At 68.8% G+C, this 16,023-nt stretch carries 16 protein-coding genes; 4 read left to right on the top strand and 12 right to left on the bottom strand.

Annotated features, from left to right (window positions below):
* From ACWF0M_RS36345 to ACWF0M_RS36305, 9 genes are all read right to left on the bottom strand, one after another.
* Positions 1 to 385, bottom strand: a 385-nt coding sequence (locus tag ACWF0M_RS36345) for a class II fructose-bisphosphate aldolase (RefSeq protein ID WP_452240304.1), incomplete at its 3' end; no start/stop codon positions are given.
* Positions 386 to 393: 8 nt separating this feature from the next.
* Positions 394 to 1,308: a 1-phosphofructokinase family hexose kinase gene (locus tag ACWF0M_RS36340; protein WP_452240303.1), complete on the bottom strand. Its 915-nt coding sequence runs from the start codon at positions 1,306 to 1,308 to the stop codon at positions 394 to 396.
* Complete coding sequence (gene nagA / locus ACWF0M_RS36335) at positions 1,296 to 2,426, bottom strand: N-acetylglucosamine-6-phosphate deacetylase (RefSeq protein ID WP_452240302.1); 1,131 nt, start codon at positions 2,424 to 2,426, stop codon at positions 1,296 to 1,298. The genes ACWF0M_RS36340 and nagA overlap by 13 nt, the downstream gene beginning before the upstream one ends.
* Positions 2,423 to 3,370 (bottom strand): ROK family protein, encoded by a 948-nt coding sequence (locus ACWF0M_RS36330; protein WP_452240301.1) that lies wholly within the window; start codon positions 3,368 to 3,370, stop codon positions 2,423 to 2,425. The genes nagA and ACWF0M_RS36330 overlap by 4 nt, the downstream gene beginning before the upstream one ends.
* A gap of 148 nt (positions 3,371 to 3,518) precedes the next feature.
* On the bottom strand, positions 3,519 to 4,154 hold the full coding sequence (locus tag ACWF0M_RS36325; RefSeq protein ID WP_452240300.1) for a TetR/AcrR family transcriptional regulator: 636 nt from the start codon (positions 4,152 to 4,154) through the stop codon (positions 3,519 to 3,521).
* A 659-nt stretch (positions 4,155 to 4,813) separates the two neighbouring features.
* Positions 4,814 to 5,428 (bottom strand): CGNR zinc finger domain-containing protein, encoded by a 615-nt coding sequence (locus ACWF0M_RS36320; RefSeq protein ID WP_452240299.1) that lies wholly within the window; start codon positions 5,426 to 5,428, stop codon positions 4,814 to 4,816.
* A 4-nt stretch (positions 5,429 to 5,432) separates the two neighbouring features.
* Positions 5,433 to 6,410: an SPFH domain-containing protein gene (locus tag ACWF0M_RS36315; RefSeq protein WP_452240298.1), complete on the bottom strand. Its 978-nt coding sequence runs from the start codon at positions 6,408 to 6,410 to the stop codon at positions 5,433 to 5,435.
* A complete protein-coding gene (locus ACWF0M_RS36310) occupies positions 6,410 to 6,703 on the bottom strand; it encodes a hypothetical protein (protein ID WP_452240297.1) in 294 nt (97 codons plus the stop codon). The genes ACWF0M_RS36315 and ACWF0M_RS36310 overlap by 1 nt, the downstream gene beginning before the upstream one ends.
* A 270-nt stretch (positions 6,704 to 6,973) precedes the next feature.
* Positions 6,974 to 7,687 carry a TetR/AcrR family transcriptional regulator gene (locus ACWF0M_RS36305; protein WP_452240296.1) on the bottom strand — a complete coding sequence of 238 codons (714 nt, stop codon included), beginning with the start codon at positions 7,685 to 7,687 and terminating at the stop codon, positions 6,974 to 6,976.
* Positions 7,688 to 7,797: 110 nt separating this feature from the next.
* Between ACWF0M_RS36305 and ACWF0M_RS36300 the strand changes: the two genes are divergently transcribed.
* Positions 7,798 to 9,975, top strand: a complete 2,178-nt coding sequence (locus ACWF0M_RS36300; RefSeq protein ID WP_452240295.1) for an MMPL family transporter — start codon at positions 7,798 to 7,800, stop codon at positions 9,973 to 9,975.
* On the opposite strand, the gene pdxH is transcribed toward ACWF0M_RS36300, so the two are convergent.
* Both pdxH and ACWF0M_RS36290 read right to left on the bottom strand, forming a co-directional pair.
* The gene (gene pdxH, locus ACWF0M_RS36295; RefSeq protein ID WP_452240294.1) at positions 9,921 to 10,565 is read right to left on the bottom strand and encodes a pyridoxamine 5'-phosphate oxidase; all 645 of its coding nucleotides are present in this window, start codon (positions 10,563 to 10,565) and stop codon (positions 9,921 to 9,923) included. The two genes, ACWF0M_RS36300 and pdxH, sit on opposite strands and share 55 nt — an antisense overlap.
* Before the next feature lie 165 nt (positions 10,566 to 10,730).
* Complete coding sequence (locus tag ACWF0M_RS36290; RefSeq protein ID WP_452240293.1) at positions 10,731 to 11,366, bottom strand: hypothetical protein; 636 nt, start codon at positions 11,364 to 11,366, stop codon at positions 10,731 to 10,733.
* A 156-nt stretch (positions 11,367 to 11,522) separates the two neighbouring features.
* Between ACWF0M_RS36290 and ACWF0M_RS36285 the strand changes: the two genes are divergently transcribed.
* On the top strand, positions 11,523 to 12,635 hold the full coding sequence (locus ACWF0M_RS36285; RefSeq protein WP_452240292.1) for a citrate synthase 2: 1,113 nt from the start codon (positions 11,523 to 11,525) through the stop codon (positions 12,633 to 12,635).
* Here ACWF0M_RS36285 and ACWF0M_RS36280 read toward each other — a convergent pair.
* On the bottom strand, positions 12,632 to 13,306 hold the full coding sequence (locus tag ACWF0M_RS36280) for a helix-turn-helix domain-containing protein (protein ID WP_452240291.1): 675 nt from the start codon (positions 13,304 to 13,306) through the stop codon (positions 12,632 to 12,634). The two genes, ACWF0M_RS36285 and ACWF0M_RS36280, sit on opposite strands and share 4 nt — an antisense overlap.
* A 181-nt stretch (positions 13,307 to 13,487) precedes the next feature.
* On the opposite strand from ACWF0M_RS36280, the gene ACWF0M_RS36275 reads away from it, so the two are divergent.
* Both ACWF0M_RS36275 and serC read left to right on the top strand, forming a co-directional pair.
* Entirely contained in the window at positions 13,488 to 14,339 is an 852-nt protein-coding gene (locus ACWF0M_RS36275; RefSeq protein WP_452240290.1) for a phytanoyl-CoA dioxygenase family protein, read from the top strand.
* 214 nt (positions 14,340 to 14,553) lie between these two features.
* Positions 14,554 to 15,678 (top strand): phosphoserine transaminase, encoded by a 1,125-nt coding sequence (gene serC, locus ACWF0M_RS36270; protein ID WP_452240305.1) that lies wholly within the window; start codon positions 14,554 to 14,556, stop codon positions 15,676 to 15,678.
* Positions 15,679 to 16,023: the final 345 nt, after the last annotated feature.

Here is a 16,023-nt window from a genome sequence, read left to right as displayed (position 1 = left end):
CGTGTTCGTGGCAGAAGTATGTCACCTCGGTGGTCGCCGCGACGTTGTCGGCGTACTCGAGCTTGGACGCGTCGTACATCACCGACGTGAACCCGAGCGTGACGGCCTCGGTGACCAGGTCACGGTCCATCGCGTGGTCCAGGTGTACGACGACCGGCACCGTGGCGGCGGCCGCGGCGGCGAGTGTCGCGACCCCGATCGGCTTGAGCGCGCCGTGGTACTTCACCGCGTTCTCGCTGATCTGGAGGATCACCGGCGCACCGACCTGCTCGGCCCCCGCGATCAGCGCGGTCGCGTGCTCCAGCTGGATCACGTTGAACGCGCCGACTCCACGACCGGCCTTGGCCGCGGCCAGCACGACCTCGGCACCGGATACCAACGGCATGATTCCTCCTAATTCACAATCACTTGAGGCTGCCAGCGGCGGTACGCGGCCAGATCGATGTCTCCGGCAACGGGCGTCAGTACGGCGGCAGCAGATGCGGCAACAGCAGACTTGAGTACGACGGACCAGTCCGGCTCCGGCGATTCCGCGATCGCCGCGGCGACCACCGCCGTACACGCGTCGCCCGCACCGGTCGGATTGCCGCGCACGGTCTCGACCGGCAACGCCCGCCAGACGCCTTTCTTGCTAGCGGCAACCATTCCGCGTGGACCGTCGGTGATCACGGCCGCGGTCGCACCGAGCGCGACCAGCTCCGACGCGCCTTCCTCGACCTCCACGTCGCCAACGGCAGCACGCAATTCGGCAGCGTTCGCGCGCACAACCGCACCGGCCCGCGCAGCGGCATTCAGTGCGTCACCGCCCGCATCGATCACCGTCAGTACGTCGTGATGCCGGGCGCGGACCGCGAGCTCGGCGTACGCGTCGGCCGGCAGTCCCGGCGGCAGACTGCCCGAGCATGCGAGCACTCCGAGCCGTCCCCACGGCATCCGGTCGCCGAATGCGCGCCACTCGTCCGCGGTCACCGTCGGCCCGGCCTCGTTGAAGATCGTGGCGTCCCCGTCGGCATCGTTGACGATGGCAACGGTACGGCGGGTCTCACCAACGATCGGGGTGAGCAGCGCGGTCAACCCGGCGTCGAACAGCTCCTCCGCGACCAGCTCACCGGTGACTCCGCCGACGAATCCGAGCACCAGCACCTGGTGCCCGAGCGTCGCCGCGACCCGTGCGACGTTCACGCCCTTGCCGCCTGCGCGGCGCCGCACGCGCTCGACCCGGTGGCTCCCGCCGACGACCAACGAGTCGACCTCGTACGTGACGTCCAGCGCGAGGTTCAGCGTGACGGTCCCGATCAGTCCAGCCACGACCCGGCCCGCATCACTTTCTGAACGGCGTACGAGTCGTCGAGCAGCACCAGGTCCGCACGCTTCCCGGTCTCGATCGAGCCCACGTCGTACCAGCCGAACGTCTGTGCCGGCGTCGTCGACGCCATCCGGGACGCGTCGACCAGCGAGACCCCGGCCCGTACCGCGTTCGCGAACGCGACGTCCATGGTCAGCGTGCTGCCGGCGATCGAGTGGGAGCCGTGGGCGAGCGTCGCGAGACCGTCCTTGACGTCGACCTCGAGGCTGCCGATCTTGTAGCGGCCGTTGCCCATCCCGGTCGCCTCCATCGCGTCGGTGATCAGTGCGATCCGGTTCACCCCGGCCGCCGCGAGGGCGACCCGGACCACCTGCGGGTCCAGGTGCATGCCGTCGTTGATCACCTCGAGCAGCAGCCGCTCGTCGTTCAGTGCGGCGCCGACCGGGCCGGGGTCGCGGTGGTGGAACGGCCGCATCCCGTTGAACAGGTGCGTCGCCACGGTCGCGCCGGCGTCGGCTCCCGCAACCATCTGCTCGTACGTCGCGTCCGTGTGCCCGAGCGCCGCGACCGCGCCTACGTCGACGACCTGGCGGATCGCTTCCAGCCCGTTCTCGAGCTCGGGCGCGATCGTCACCATCTTGACCGCGTCGCTCAGCACCTTCGCGACATCGTCCTTGAGCGGCGGCCGCAGCAGCGACGGCTCGTGCGCACCGCAGCGCGCCTTGGACAGGAACGGTCCTTCGAGATGCACGCCCGCGATGACGCCGTCGGCGATCAACTCCGCCAGGCACGCCGTCTGCGCGACCAGCTCGTCGAGCGGCGCCGTCACCAGGCTGGCCAGCGTCGTCGTCGTACCGTGCTTGCCGTGGAAGGCCGCGACCTTCCGCGCCTCCTCCGGATCGGTGGTCGAGTACGTCGACCCGCCGCCGCCGTGCGTGTGGATGTCGACGAACCCCGGCACGACTGTCACGTCACCGAGGTCCTCGGGCCGCTTGCCGTCGGCCGGCATCCCCTCGGACCGCCGCCCGAACGCGCGGATGTCCTCACCCTCCACCTGGATCCAGGCACTCTCCAGCACGTCGTCCGGCGTCACGATCCGGCCTACGCGGTACGTGCTCACAGTTCCTCCTCGTCGGCGCGGTCCCAGGCCATTTGGGCGGCGCCGAGCATGCCTGCTTCCTCGCCGAGCACTGCTGCCACGATCTCAGGTTCCCGCTGGAACGTCAGTCGCGCGTGCACACCCTCGCGCAGCGGCTGGAGCAGTGTCTCGCCGGCGCCCACCAGACCGCCGCCGATCGCGATCCGGGTCGGGGCGACCAGGGTCGTGTAGAGCACCAGTGCGTCAATCAGGGCAGCCAGCGCGTCGTGCCAGACGTGCGCAGCGTCCGGGTCCCCGGCTGCGAGCAGTTCCATCACCTCGCGGGCGCCGTCGACGGTCCGTCCGGTGCGGGCGGCGTACCGCCTGGCGAGCGCGGCCGCGGACGCGACCGTCTCGAGGCAGCCCCACTGACCGCAGGCGCAGAGTTCGGCGGCGTCGCCGTGGATGAACTTGGAGTGGCCGAGCTCACCGGCGTACCCGTCGCCGCTGACCAGCGAGCCGTCGACGATCATCGCGGCCGCGATCCCGGTGCCGAGCGGGAGGAACATCGAGTTCGTGGTGCCGGCCAGCGCACCGTGCCGCAGTTCGGCGTACCCGCCGGCGCGGACGTCGTGCGCGAGCACGATCGGCTCCTCGCCGCCGACCGCCGCCTTCAGCTCGGCGAGCACCGGCGTACCGGTCCATTCGAGGTTCTCGGCGCCGACCGTGCCGTGTTCGGCGTCGATGACGCCGGGGACGACGACACCGATGGCGCGCACGCGATGACCCTCCGCGGTCGCCTTCTGGCCGAGCTCGACGACGGTCTCCAGCAGGGCGTCGAGCACGGCACGGCCACCGTCTCGTGCGTCGGCCCGGGGCGTCGGCCTGGTCTCGCGGTGCAGCACGGCACCGTCGGCGGCGACCAGGCCGCACTTCATCCGGGTTCCACCGAGGTCGACGGCAACCACGACTTCACAGGGGTCCACGGAGCGCCATTATGCAGCGTTACCTGGCAGTCCGAACATCCATGAGCAGAATCCGGACAAACTCACACCGACCAGTGCGCAATCTGGTCCTAGGACGCGTTCGGATCTGACTGGTAACCGTGGGCAGGGAATCCACGGTTTCCAGGTGTCAGGAACGCAGGCCGTGGTCGAACGCGGCCACCAGGAAGGCGACCAGATTCTCGGCCAGCTCGCTCGGGTCCCCGGTGTCCGTCGCGCCGGCGGCACCCGGCGTCGGGGACAGTGCCTGCGACTGATGAAGCGCCAGCAGGCCGAGCATGTTCACGTACCCGAACGCGACCGCGTCCGGTGACGCCTTCGGCAACGCCTGCTGCAGCGCCGCCAGGTACCTGCTCTCGATCGGCTGCGACTCGACCGCGTACAGCTCACGGATCCGCCGGCTCGGATCGAACGCGATCCGGCCGATGAACCGTGCGATCACGGCGCCACGCTCGCCGCGGCGCAGCACCAGTTCCAGTCCAGGCTCGACGAAGGCCCGGATCAGGGCCTCCGGCGTCGGCGGCGCACCAGCCTCCAACTGGTCCAGCCGGCGCCGCCGTTCGGTGTTGACCGGCGCCATCGCCCGCCCCACGGCAGCGCGCAGCAGGGCTTCCTTCGAGCCGAAGTGATAGTTGACCGCCGCGATGTTCGCCGCTGCCGCGACGGTGATGGCGCGCAGCGACGTTCCCTCGTAACCCCCTTCACCGAACCGTTGCTCGGCGACGTTGAGCAACCTCTCCCGGGTCGTTTCGACCGGTGTTTCCACAGAGTTCTCCTTCCCCCCAGCTACCGCTCGCACAGGCACCCCACCTGCTCACGCGCAGTAGTCTGCAGTCAGCATAGTTCAAACGGTCGTTTGAACTGGAGGGCTCAGCTCACTTGTTCCGAGAAATCCTCAGATTTCTCTGAAACCCTTTCCTTCCCAGCACCCTCTTCCTTCACACCTCCACCACGGCCCGTACACAAACGAGTGATTCCCGTTAGTGCATGAGGGTCCTGGGCCATGAGTTTCGTGCGGGTCGAGCGGCGTTTTCGCGGGCCGGAGCGGTCGGGCAACGGCGGGTACGTCGCCGGTCTGGTCGGGACCGCGCTGGCAGCAGACCTCGGGCCGGAGGCGGTGCCGAAGGTGACGCTGCGGACGCCGCCGCCGCTGGAGAAGGACCTCGCACTCGACGCGGGCCGGTTGACCGACGGTGACGCCGTGGTGGCAGAGGCAGTGCCGGCCGTACGGCGTGCACCTGGACGCCCGCCGCGGACCTCGCGCCCGGCGGCCTGGTCGACGAGGTGTTCCTGTGGGCGGCGCTCGACTGCCCCGGCGCAAAACACACCTGGATCACCGTCGACCCAGCCGCCTTCAACTAGCGCTTGGTCCTGCACGCAGGCAGAACCCCCTCAATCGACCCCGAAACCCGGTCCCGAGGCGGGTTATGCCTGCGTAGCGGTCCGCGCGGCGTGGGCGCGGACTTTGGCGCGGTTGCCGCAGGTGGACATGGAGCACCAGCGGCGGCGGCCGCGCGGGTCCAGGAACAGCCAGCCGCACGACGGGCAGGTCCGGACGTGCTCGCGGGACGCGCCGGTCAGCAGCTCACCCGCTAGCAGCGCCAGGTTCTGCAGCGGAAGCGCCAGATCCTCCGGCAGCTCCCACCTCGGCCCGTCCTCCGAGCGCACGAGCCGCCGTCGCCCGGAGGCCTTCTCGATCAGCCGGGCCGCCACCGCGAACGTGTGATCGGTCGCCTGCCCGGTGAGTACGTCGTACAACTCGAAGCGGAAATCGAGTGTGGCCTGGAGCCGCCGTCCCACCTCGGTCGGCCTGCTCCCGACCAGCTCGATCAGCCGGAACACGGTCGCGGGCGGCAACAGGCCGACGTACGAGTTCCAGATCAGGAAGGCGTCGTACGACGTCAGCCACTCGGTCCGGGCGGGGCCACGGGTGGTCCACTCGGACCGGGTGTTGACGAAGTCGAGCACCGGATGCGCGCCGACCGGCTTGGGCAGGACAACGCCGTGCACAAGCTCGAGGTGGGACGGCAGCGCACTCATCCGACTATCGCGTTGGCTGGGTGGTGGGCTGCTGGTTGGTCGTGGTCGGCACCGGGATGCTGACGTTGCCGTTCTGCGGGATCACCATGAACTGGATCTTGCCCGACTCGATCGCGGTCTTCAGCAGGTAGCCCTGCGCCCCGAGCATCGCGACCTGCTGCTTCACCGACTGCAGCTCGACGTTCACCTGCTGGTTCTTCTGCTCCTGCGTGGCCTTGGCCAGCTCGGCGCGCTGCTTGGCCTCCAGGCCGTCGATGATGCCCTTGTCCAGCGGCATCGGCTTCTGGACCGTGAAGGACAGCTCACCGCAGTCGTTGCTGCCGTTGTAGCCCGGGCCGCAGAAGTAGTCGCCGCCGACCGCGGCCGGCAGCAGCCGGGTGAACTCCTTGGCCGCCGCGGACTGGAACGCCGACTTCATCTTCTCGTTGTTGTAGAGCTCCGCCCAGCCGTAGTTGGTCGCGACCGCGGACAGCGCCCGGTCGATCTGCGGGCGGAAGTAGCTCTGCAGCATGTCGTTCCAGCCGCTCTCCTCGTATGCCTCGGTCTTCAGGCCGATCCGCTCGTGGAACGACTTCAGTACGTCCTTGTTGCGGTTCAGCGTGAAGTAGACCTGGACGCGGACGCCGAGCCGGACGTTGTCCTTGCTGACCACGGTGACCTCGTCGGCGGCATCCGTGTCGGCGCCGTCACCGCCGATGATGTACGAGCGCTGGTCGATCGGGTACGTGTACAACGTGTCGCCCGGGCCGATCAGCTTGTTCGTGGAGCCGGGCGGAACCACCGACTTGAACTTCTTGTCCTCGATCACGCCGCCGCCGTAGTGCAGACCGATCCGGTTCGCGTCGGTGTTCGCGAAGTTGAAGATGTTGAACAGGATGATCAGCGCGATCACGGCCACGATCAGCCCGCCGATCACCTTCACCTTCACGCTGCCGCCCCCCTTGGGCTTGATCGCCGCAGCGGCGTTCCCCAGCTTTGCCATCAGTCGTCGAGCTCCTTGTGATCTTTCGCCAGTCGCCGGATGTCGGCGAGGGTCAGGTCGGCGGTGACCGCGATGTCCCGCGGCACCGACGGATGCGAGCTGAGCGTACGTAGCCCCTGCTCCGCAGCCACGACCGCCCGCTCCAGTGCCCTGACCTCCTGCATCAGCGCCCGGTGTTCGGCGTTCAGCTCGGTCAGCGCCTGCTCCGCGTTCACGGCCCGGCGGTACGACGCCCACGCGAACCAGGCGGTTCCGATCAACAGCACGATCGCCGGCAGTCCGAGTCTGATCATGGGTCCGATTGTGGTTCATCCCGGAGCGAAATCCTGTTGAAGGGTGCAGCGGCTGGCAGTAAGTTCGCAGTACACGCGAAGGGAGGTGGTCCAACGCATGAATTGCTATCGGACTCGTGAGGTGGCGGCGGGCTAACCGCCAACCACTAGTTAGTGGGCAAGTGGTCGGCCAATTCAACGCCGCCACCGGGCCCGCGGGCAGTCAGGTCAGTCCGCCTGACCCAGCGTTCGGCCACCCGGTCGTGTCCCTGGAAGCGCCCGCGGGCTTCTTTATTGGGGCGGTGGACAGTCGAGGCCGAGCGCCTCGCCGATCTCGAAGAGCTGCGCCTCGAAGTACGCCGCGGCGTCCGGCAGCACCCAGTGCAGCTGGCCGAAGACCTCCATGCAGATCAGGCCGTAGAGCCTGGTCCAGTAGGTCAGACCGAGGTAGATCGCGCCCGGCGGCATGCCGTTGAAATGCTCGGACTCCTGCGTCAGCTGCTCGATCAGGGTCGGGCCGAGCACGTCGTCGGACGGGTACGGGAACGGCTTCTGGTACCAGATCGCCGCGACCAGCGCCTTGAACAGGCTCCCGAACCGCATCGCGGCCTGGTGCCCCGGAGTCTCCTCGTGGTCGTCGGCGTCCGGGCTCGGCACGGCCGTCCCGAACAGCAGCGCGAACTCCGCGGGATGCGCCAGCCCCCAGTCCCGGAACCCGTTCGCCAGCAGGTAGAGCTTCGTACCGAGGTCGATGGCCTCCTCGGACCCCTTCAGCGATATCAGCGCGGTGGTCAGCTCGTCGTACAGGTCCGCGATCAGCGCGCTGATGAGCGCCTCGTGGCTCGGGAAGTACCGGTACAGCGCCGGCGGGGTCAGCCCGAGTTCGCGGGCGACCGCGCGCAACCCGATCGCCGCCGGGCCGCCGCTCACCAGCAGCCGGCGGGCCGCCGCCTTGATCTCGGCGACCGTCGCCGCACGGCGCCGGTCGCGTCCGGACTCACCCAACCTGTACGTCCTCCTTGACAGCACCTCAGGGGGCGCGTTTACAGTGTTAACAGTTAACGCTGTTCACTCTACGCCCGCTGCTCCAATCTAACGCCCTGGGGGACAGTTTCGTGTTCGAGACGCTCGGCCGTTTCGCCTATCGCCGGCGCCGTCTGGTGCTCGCCCTGACCGGTGTCTTCGTCGTCCTCGGCCTCGCCTGGGGCACCGGCGTGTTCGGCTCGCTGGCCAACGGCGGCTTCGACGCGCCGGACACCGAGGCCGCGAACGCCGTCAAGACCATCGAGCAGAACGTCGGCCGCACCGGCACCGACGTGATCGTGCTCTACCGCAACCCGTCCGGCACCGTGGCCGATCCGGTGTTCCGGCAGTCGGTCGAGCGCGACCTGGCCGAGTTGCCGACCGTCGACGTGACCGCGGTGTCGACGTACTGGAGCACCAAGTCGCCGGTCTTCGTCTCGAAGGACCAGCACAGCACGTACGCCGTACTCACGCTGGCCGGCGCAGATCCGGAGGCCCGGCTCGAGACGTTCCACAAGATCGCCTCGCAGGTGCGATCGGGACCCGCTGGTCTGGAGACCAAGGTCGGCGGCGAGGTCGCGGTGTTCGACGAGGTGAACACGCAGACCGAGCACGACATCGTGAAGGCCGAGACGATCTCGACGCCGATCGTGCTGGTGCTGCTGGTGGTCGTGTTCGGCGGTCTGGTCGCCGCGTCGCTGCCGCTGTTCGTCGGTGCGCTGGCGATCCTCGGCGCGTTCGTGCTGCTCCGCGGCCTGTCGGCGATCACCGACGTGTCGATCTTCTCGGTCAACATCGTCACGATGATCGGTCTCGGACTGGCCATCGACTACGCGCTGTTCATCGTCACCCGGTTCCGCGAAGAGCTTGCTCGCGGCAACGATGTCGAGACGGCGCTGACCGCGACCATGGCAACGGCCGGGCGGACGGTCGCGTTCTCCGGCGTGACGGTCGGGGTGGCGATCAGCAGTCTGGTCCTGTTCCCGGTGATGTTCCTGAAGTCGATGGCGTACGGCGGTGCCGCCGCGGTGGCGATCGCGATGATCGCGGCGCTGACCGCGCTACCGGCGTTGCTCGCGGTCCTCGGGCACCGGGTGAACAGCCTGCGGATCTTCAAGCCCCGGCGTTCGGCTTCTGAGCATGGCGCCTGGTACCGGCTGGCGCACAGCGTGATGAAGCGCCCGGTCCGGTACGTCGTCGTGCTCGTGCCGGTCCTGCTCGTGCTGGGAATCCCCTTCCTTTCAGCGCAGTTGGGTGGGGTCGACCATCGATCGTTGCCGGCCGGCGCTACCTCGCGGACGGTGACCGAGACACTGCAGCGCGACTTCCCGGGAGCCGGTGGGTCGGACATCTACGCGGCGGTGCGGTTCGACGCTGCCCCGGGCGATCCATCTGCGGCGTTGGCGCCGTACATGGCTGAATTGCAGCAGGTGCGGGACGTGGAGGACGTGCGGATCGGTGGGTATGCGCACGGCGTCGCCTCGGTCGTCGTACACACTCGCTTCACCGGGCAGGAGTTGCCGGCGCGGGACGTCGTGCACGGAGTGCGCGCGGTGCCGGCGCCGTCCGGGACCGACGTACAGGTCGGTGGTGAGACGGCGGGGGTCATCGACCTGCTCGAGGTGCTCAAGGAGCGGGCGCCGTACATGGCCGGATTCATCGTGGTGGTGACGTTCCTGCTGCTGTTCGTTGCCTTCGGCTCGTTCGTGCTGCCTTTGAAGGCATTGGTCATGAACGTGCTGTCGCTCTCGGCGGCGTTCGGCGCGATGGTGTGGATCTTCCAGGACGGGCATCTGTCCGGGTTCCTCGACTTCACACCGGCCGGGTTCCTCGACGCGACCAACCCGGTACTGCTGTTCGCCGTACTGTTCGGGCTGTCGATGGACTACGAGGTGTTCCTGCTCAGCCGGATCCGGGAGGAGTACGACAAGACGGGCGACAACACCCAGGCGGTCGCGCTCGGACTGCAGCGGACCGGCGGCATCATCACCAGCGCGGCCCTGCTGCTGATCATCGTGGTGGCCGCGTTCTCCACATCAGGCATCGTGTTCGTGAAGATGATCGGGGTCGGGCTGGTGATCGCGATCGCACTGGACGCGACGATCGTGCGGGCGTTGCTGGTGCCCGCGACGATGCGGCTACTCGGCCGGGCGAACTGGTGGGCACCGGCGCCGCTGGCGCGCTGGTGGAAGTCGCACGGCTTCCGAGAAGAGTCTCAGGGCTGGAGCCGCGACAGCTCCCAGTCACCGCCGGAGCTGGTCCGGCGGTAGGCCAAGCGGTCGTGCAGACGGCCGGTGCGGCCCTGCCAGAACTCGAACGCCTCCGGGGCCACCAGGTAGCCGCCCCAGAAGTATGGCGTGGAGATCTCGGTGCCCTCCGGCCACTGCCGCTCGTACGACTCGTACTGCAGGTCGAGCTCCTCACGGGACGCCACCGGCTGGCTCTGCTGGGACGCCCACGCACCGAGCTGTGACTCGCGTGGGCGGCTCGCGAAGTACTCGTCGACCTCGTCGCTGGGCAGCTTGGTGACGGTACCTTCGATGCGGACCTGTCGCTCCATCGCGTGCCACGGGAACACGAGGGCGCACTGCGGGTTTGCGGCCAGGTCGTCGGCCTTGCGGGACTGCTGGTTGGTGTAGAAGACGAACCCGCGCTCGTCCACCCGCTTCAGCAGCACAGTCCGCGCTGACGGGCGCCTGTCGGCGTCGGCGGTCGCGAGCACCATGGCGTTGGGTTCGGCCAGACCGACCTCCCGCGCCTGCTCCAGCCAGGTCTGGAACTGCACGACCGGGTCAGGAGCCACCTGGCTCTCCAGCAGCTCACCGAGCCCGTACGTACGCCGCATCTCCGCAAGGTCCACGCATCGAGCCTACTGTTTCCTCTGCGGTGTCCGCATTGTCCGTCGACCACACACCGGTCATCTCGATTCGGGTGACCGTCCGCTGCCGACGGTAGCCATCGGCAACAATATGCGTCGCAGCGGGAACCGTGCGTGCAGAGCCTGACGCGTGCTCTGCTGGGAAAGCTATCGCGGCTGCTGGCCCGGGTACTGCGGCGGCTGACCAGGGTGCTGCTGCTGGCCCTGCGGCTGGTGCCGTTGCGGCTGCGGCTGGTGCGGTTGCGGTGGTTGGTACGGCTGCTGGCCTGGGTAGCCGCCCCACTGCTGGGTCTGCTGCGGGTAGGTGGACTGGTAGCCGCTGCTGTCCTGCGCCAGCCCCGGTGGCCTCGGAAGCCTGGCCAGCTTGGACTCCTGGCTCCAGCGCCGGATACCGACCAGCAGCAGCGGTATGCCCAACAGGATGACGGACCCGTCCATCAGCAGGTATCCCGGGCCAGTGCGCGACCCCGGAAACTGGAAGAGCTTCATGACGTCCAACGTCTGCCGCACCGGCAGCAGCATCATGGCCAGCCCGACCAGGGTCAGCGTCAACCCGGACCCGGTCGTTACTCCCGCGCCGATGGCCGGCGCCGTCATCAGCAGGCCGAGCACGACGGCGATCACAACCAACAGCGCGAGCCAGGGCAGCGAATCGCCCAGGTCGTCGCGGAACATCAGCAGGCGCTGCGTCAAGTGGTTGGTCGCGTACGGCGCCGTAGTCAAGGCGACGTACGTGGCGATGACGCCGATCACGAGCCCGAGGGCGGGGAGGGGCTTTGTCATGAACCGAGACTAGACCTCGGTACGGTCCACCCCCGGACCCTCCGAACCGGTCACAAAACTGTCCGAGCGTCGGCGCGGAGAACTATGCTGCCTGAGCGCCCAGGCGCGGGCTCTTCCTGGTGGGCCTGCGTCCTGATACGAGGACGAGGGAGTCGCATGTCTGATCCGAGGACCGAGGTGCAGCACGGGCTGGAGGGTGTGGTCGCGTTCGACACGCAGATCGCCGAGCCGGACAAGGAAGGTTCGGCGCTCCGCTACCGCGGCGTGGACATCGAGGACCTGGTCGGCCGCGTGCCGTTCGAGAACGTGTGGGGCCTGCTCGTCGACGGCGCGTTCACGCCGGGTCTGCCGCCCGCCGAGCCGTTCCCGCTGCCCGTGCACACCGGCGACGTGCGCGTCGACGTACAGTCCGCGCTGGCGATGCTCGCACCCGCCTGGGGTCTGCGGCCGCTGTACGACATCGACGACGTGCAGGCGCGTGAGGATCTGTCCCGGGCGGCCGTGATGGCGCTGTCGTACGTCGCGCAGGCGGCGCGCGGGATCGGGCAGCCGATGGTGCCGCAACGCGAGGTGGACAAGGCGACCACGATCACCGAGCGGTTCATGATCCGCTGGCGCGGCGAGCCCGACCCGAAGCACGTACGGGCGGTCGACGCGTACTGGACGTCCGCGGCCGAGCACGGCATGAACGCGTCGACGTTCACCGCGCGGGTGATCGCATCGACCGGGGCGGACGTCGCCGCCGCGCTGTCCGGTGCGGTCGGTGCGATGTCCGGCCCGCTGCACGGCGGCGCGCCGGCGCGGGTGCTGACGATGATCGAGGGTGTCGAGCGCAGCGGTGACGCACGCTCGTACGTGAAAGGTCTGCTGGACGCGGGCGATCGGCTGATGGGCTTCGGGCACCGGGTGTACCGGGCCGAGGACCCGCGCGCTCGAGTACTTCGTCGTACGGCGCGTGAACTGGCCGCACCGCGCTACGAGGTCGCCGAGGCGCTGGAGCAGGCCGCGCTGGCGGAGCTGCGGGAGCGGCGTCCGGATCGCGTGCTGGAGACGAACGTGGAGTTCTGGGCGGCGATCGTCCTGGACTTCGCGGAGGTGCCGCCGCCGATGTTCACGTCGATGTTCACCTGCGCACGGACCGCCGGCTGGAGCGCCCACGTCCTGGAACAGAAACGCACCGGCCGCCTGATCCGCCCGTCCGCCATCTATTCCGGCCCGGCCTCGCGCCCTGCGGACGCGATCGAGGGCTGGGACCCCAACTGGGCTTAGCGATCCTGGCTTGGCGTGCGACCGGTTCGTTGTTTGTACTGGCGGCTGAAGTACGGGACATCCGTGTAGCCGAGGGCGGCGGCCGTTTCGGTGACGGTCATGCCGCTCTCGGTGAGCAGCTGATGCGCGCGGTCGATCCGCGCCTGGATCAGGTACTGCGCGGGTGACATCCCGAACTGCGCGACGAAGCGGCGGGTGAATTGCGCCCTGCTGAGCAACGCGCCGCGCGCCATCTCCGCGACGGTCCAGTCCCGGCCCGGGTCCTGCCGGAGCTGCCTGGCGATGTCGTCGACCGCCGTGTCGATGACGCTGCGACCCGGATGGTGGACGGCGTCCCAGATCAGCGCGACCAGTTGCTCGAGGCACAGTTCGGCCTGATGCCGGCCGAGCGCGTCACCGCGGCGGTACGACGCGTCGCTGGTCCGCGCGAGGACGCCGAGCAGCTCGCGGTCGAGCACCTCGCCCCAGCGCGGATCCGGGGCGGCGGAGGTGGCGGTGACGAAGTGCATGCCGAAGACCAGGAGCCGGCGGTGCGGGTCATGGGTGGCTCGTGGGGCGTCGCCGGGTTGGAAGACCGCGCAGACGCCGGGGCTCAGTTCCTGACGGCTGCCGTCGAGCTCGAGGGCGCCGCGACCGTCGACGACGCACCAGAGTAGGTGATCCTTTAGCACGGGCGATGTCCACGACCAGCTGGGCTCGCAGCGCCAGAAGGTCGGCGCGGACATCCGCTCGATCCGGAGTCGGTGCAACAAAAGTTCAAGTCCTCGCGCGAATCGTCCGTGGTCCTGTTCGGCTTGTCAGCAGGAAAATGGGGTTCACCGGAAGACTAGGGCAGATTCGCGGGAGCCGTGCATGAGCGTTTCATCCAACGTTGTCGACGTACACCAGGAAGAGTTCGAGCGCACCGGGTACACGTTGGTGCGGGGGCTGTTCTCCACGGACGAGGCCGAGCGGCTGCGGGACCACTACATGGACGTACGGCGCAGCGGGCCGCAGGCACACGTGTTCGCGGGACACGCGTCGACCGACCGGGACCCGCTCAAGCGGTACCCGCGCTTGGCGCAGATGCACCGGTGGGACGACGTGTCGCTGGAGTGGATGACCGACCCGCGCATCGATCGGGTGATGACGGCACTGCTCGGCAGGTCGCCGTACGCGGTGCAGACGATGCTCTACTTCAAGCCGCCGGGCTCCCGCGGGCAGGCGCTGCACCAGGACAACTTCTATCTGAAGGCCGATCCCGGGACGTGCGTCGCGGCGTGGATGGCGCTCGACCGGGTCGACGAGGCGAACGGGTGCCTGGAGGTCGTCCCCGGGTCGCACCGCTGGCCGATCCTGTGCACCGAGAAGGCCGACACCACGGTCAGCTTCACCGATGTCACGGTCCCGCTCCCGTCGGCCGGCACCGCCGTACGCGTCGAGATGGAGCCTGGTGACGTGCTGTTCTTCCATGGCGCACTGGTCCACGGCAGCAACCCGAACATCACGACCGACCACTTCCGGCGGGCGCTCATCGGTCACTACATCGAGGGCGAGGCCGAGCGGGTCGCGCAGTACTACCACCCGGCGCTGCGGATGGACGGCACCGAGCTCACCCTCGAGGTAGCCGAAGGCGGCGGCGCCTGCGGCGAGTGGACCGACACCCCCGACGGCCCGGTAGCCCTCCTCACCGGCACCGAGCGAACCACCCGCAAGCACGAGTAGCCGCCCCACCGCTGCCACGGCGCCGCCCCCTCGGGCATCGTTGTGGCGTCTTTGTGGCGACTTTGTGCACCGGATCCGTACGCCGAGCGTCCCGCCGTACGGATCCGGTGCACAAAGTGGACCCCGGATGGGGGGTCGGGTGGGATGTGCGAAGATGGATCGCGCTGACAGCGTCGTCGGCCTTCTTGTTGCAGACGACGAAGGGGACACGCTGGTGACCAGCGAAATTCAGATTCCTGAAGAGCTCAAGCCCGCGGACGGACGCTTCGGGGCCGGGCCGTCGAAGGTTCGTCCGGAAGCCGTCGCCGCGCTGGCGACCGAGGGCGCGAAGCTGCTCGGCACCTCCCACCGGCAGGCGCCGGTGAAGAACCTCGTGAAGCGGGTTCAGGAAGGTGTCGCCGAGCTCTTCCAACTGCCCGACGGGTACCAGGTCGTGCTCGGCAACGGCGGCTCGACCGCGTTCTGGGACGTCGCGACGTTCGGGCTGATCCGGGAGAAGAGCCAGCACCTGAGCTTCGGTGAGTTCTCCTCGAAGTTCGCGAAGGCCTCGCAGCTGGCACCGCACCTCGGCGACCCGTCGATCGTGAAGGCCGAGCCCGGCACGCGTTCGGTCGCGGTGGCGGAGGCCGGCGTCGACCTGTACGCGTGGCCGCACAACGAGACCTCCACCGGCGTGATGGCGCCGGTCAAGCGAGTCGAGGGCGCCGACGAGGGTGCGCTGGTCGCGATCGACGCGACCTCGGGCGCGGCAGGCCTGCCCGTCGACCTGAACGAGGCCGACGTCTACTACTTCGCACCCCAGAAGGGCTTCGCGTCCGACGGCGGCCTGTGGATCGCACTGATGAGCCCGGCCGCGCTCGCGCGGGTCGAGGAGATCGGAGCGTCCGGCCGGTGGATCCCGGCGTTCCTGGACCTGGCGACGGCGGTCGACAACTCCAGCAAGAACCAGACATACAACACGCCGTCGCTCGCCACACTGTTCCTGATGGCGGAGCAGACCGACTGGATCAACAACCAGGGCGGGCTGGCATGGAGCGTCGCCCGTACGACGGACTCCAGCACCCGCCTGTACACGTGGGCCGAGAAGTCCGAGTACGCCACGCCGTACGTCACCGACCCCGACGCCCGCTCGCTCGTCGTCGGCACCATCGACCTCGACGACTCGATCGACGCCACCGCGGTCGCCAAGACGCTCCGCGCCAACGGCATCGTCGACACCGAGCCCTACCGCAAACTCGGCCGCAACCAACTTCGCGTAGCCATGTTCCCCGCGGTAGCCCCCGAAGACGTCGAAAAACTCACCCAATCCATCGACTACGTAGTCGAAAACCTCAAGTAACCCCACCCCACAGCCGCCGTCCCACCCCGGGCCGGCGGCTGTCCCCTTCCCGACCCTCAAACCACCCCGCCCACGCACCCCGCCCACGCACTCCGCCCGCCCCGCCCGCGCAATCCACCACCGCACGCGGGTGGCGTGCACCGCACGCACCGCACGTGGCGCACGTGGCGTGCACCGCACGTGGCGCACGTGGCGTGCACCGCACGTGGCGTGCACCGCACGGTCCGTCCCACCGGCCGGCCCCGACCAAGCAAGACCGGAGGCCCCGCATACGAGGGGATATCCGACGGCGTTGTGGGGTAACCCGAGGGATAAGAAGGGGGAACCCCCCACACCCCGGGGTAA

The sequence above is a fragment of the Kribbella sp. NPDC055110 genome (assembly GCF_053607525.1).
This window is presented reverse-complemented; position numbering and strand designations above follow the sequence as displayed.

Bases quoted from the DNA above. Each gene is read 5' to 3' on its own strand.
- ACWF0M_RS36320 (WP_452240299.1), bottom strand. From the start codon at position 5,428: ATGAGTGCGCTGCCGTCCCACCTCGAGCTTGTGCACGGCGTTGTCCTG.
- ACWF0M_RS36315 (WP_452240298.1), bottom strand. From the start codon at position 6,410: ATGGCAAAGCTGGGGAACGCCGCTGCGGCGATCAAGCCCAAGGGGGGC.
- ACWF0M_RS36310 (WP_452240297.1), bottom strand. From the start codon at position 6,703: ATGATCAGACTCGGACTGCCGGCGATCGTGCTGTTGATCGGAACCGCC.
- ACWF0M_RS36290 (WP_452240293.1), bottom strand. From the start codon at position 11,366: ATGACAAAGCCCCTCCCCGCCCTCGGGCTCGTGATCGGCGTCATCGCC.
- ACWF0M_RS36285 (WP_452240292.1), top strand. From the start codon at position 11,523: ATGTCTGATCCGAGGACCGAGGTGCAGCACGGGCTGGAGGGTGTGGTC.
- ACWF0M_RS36275 (WP_452240290.1), top strand. From the start codon at position 13,488: ATGAGCGTTTCATCCAACGTTGTCGACGTACACCAGGAAGAGTTCGAG.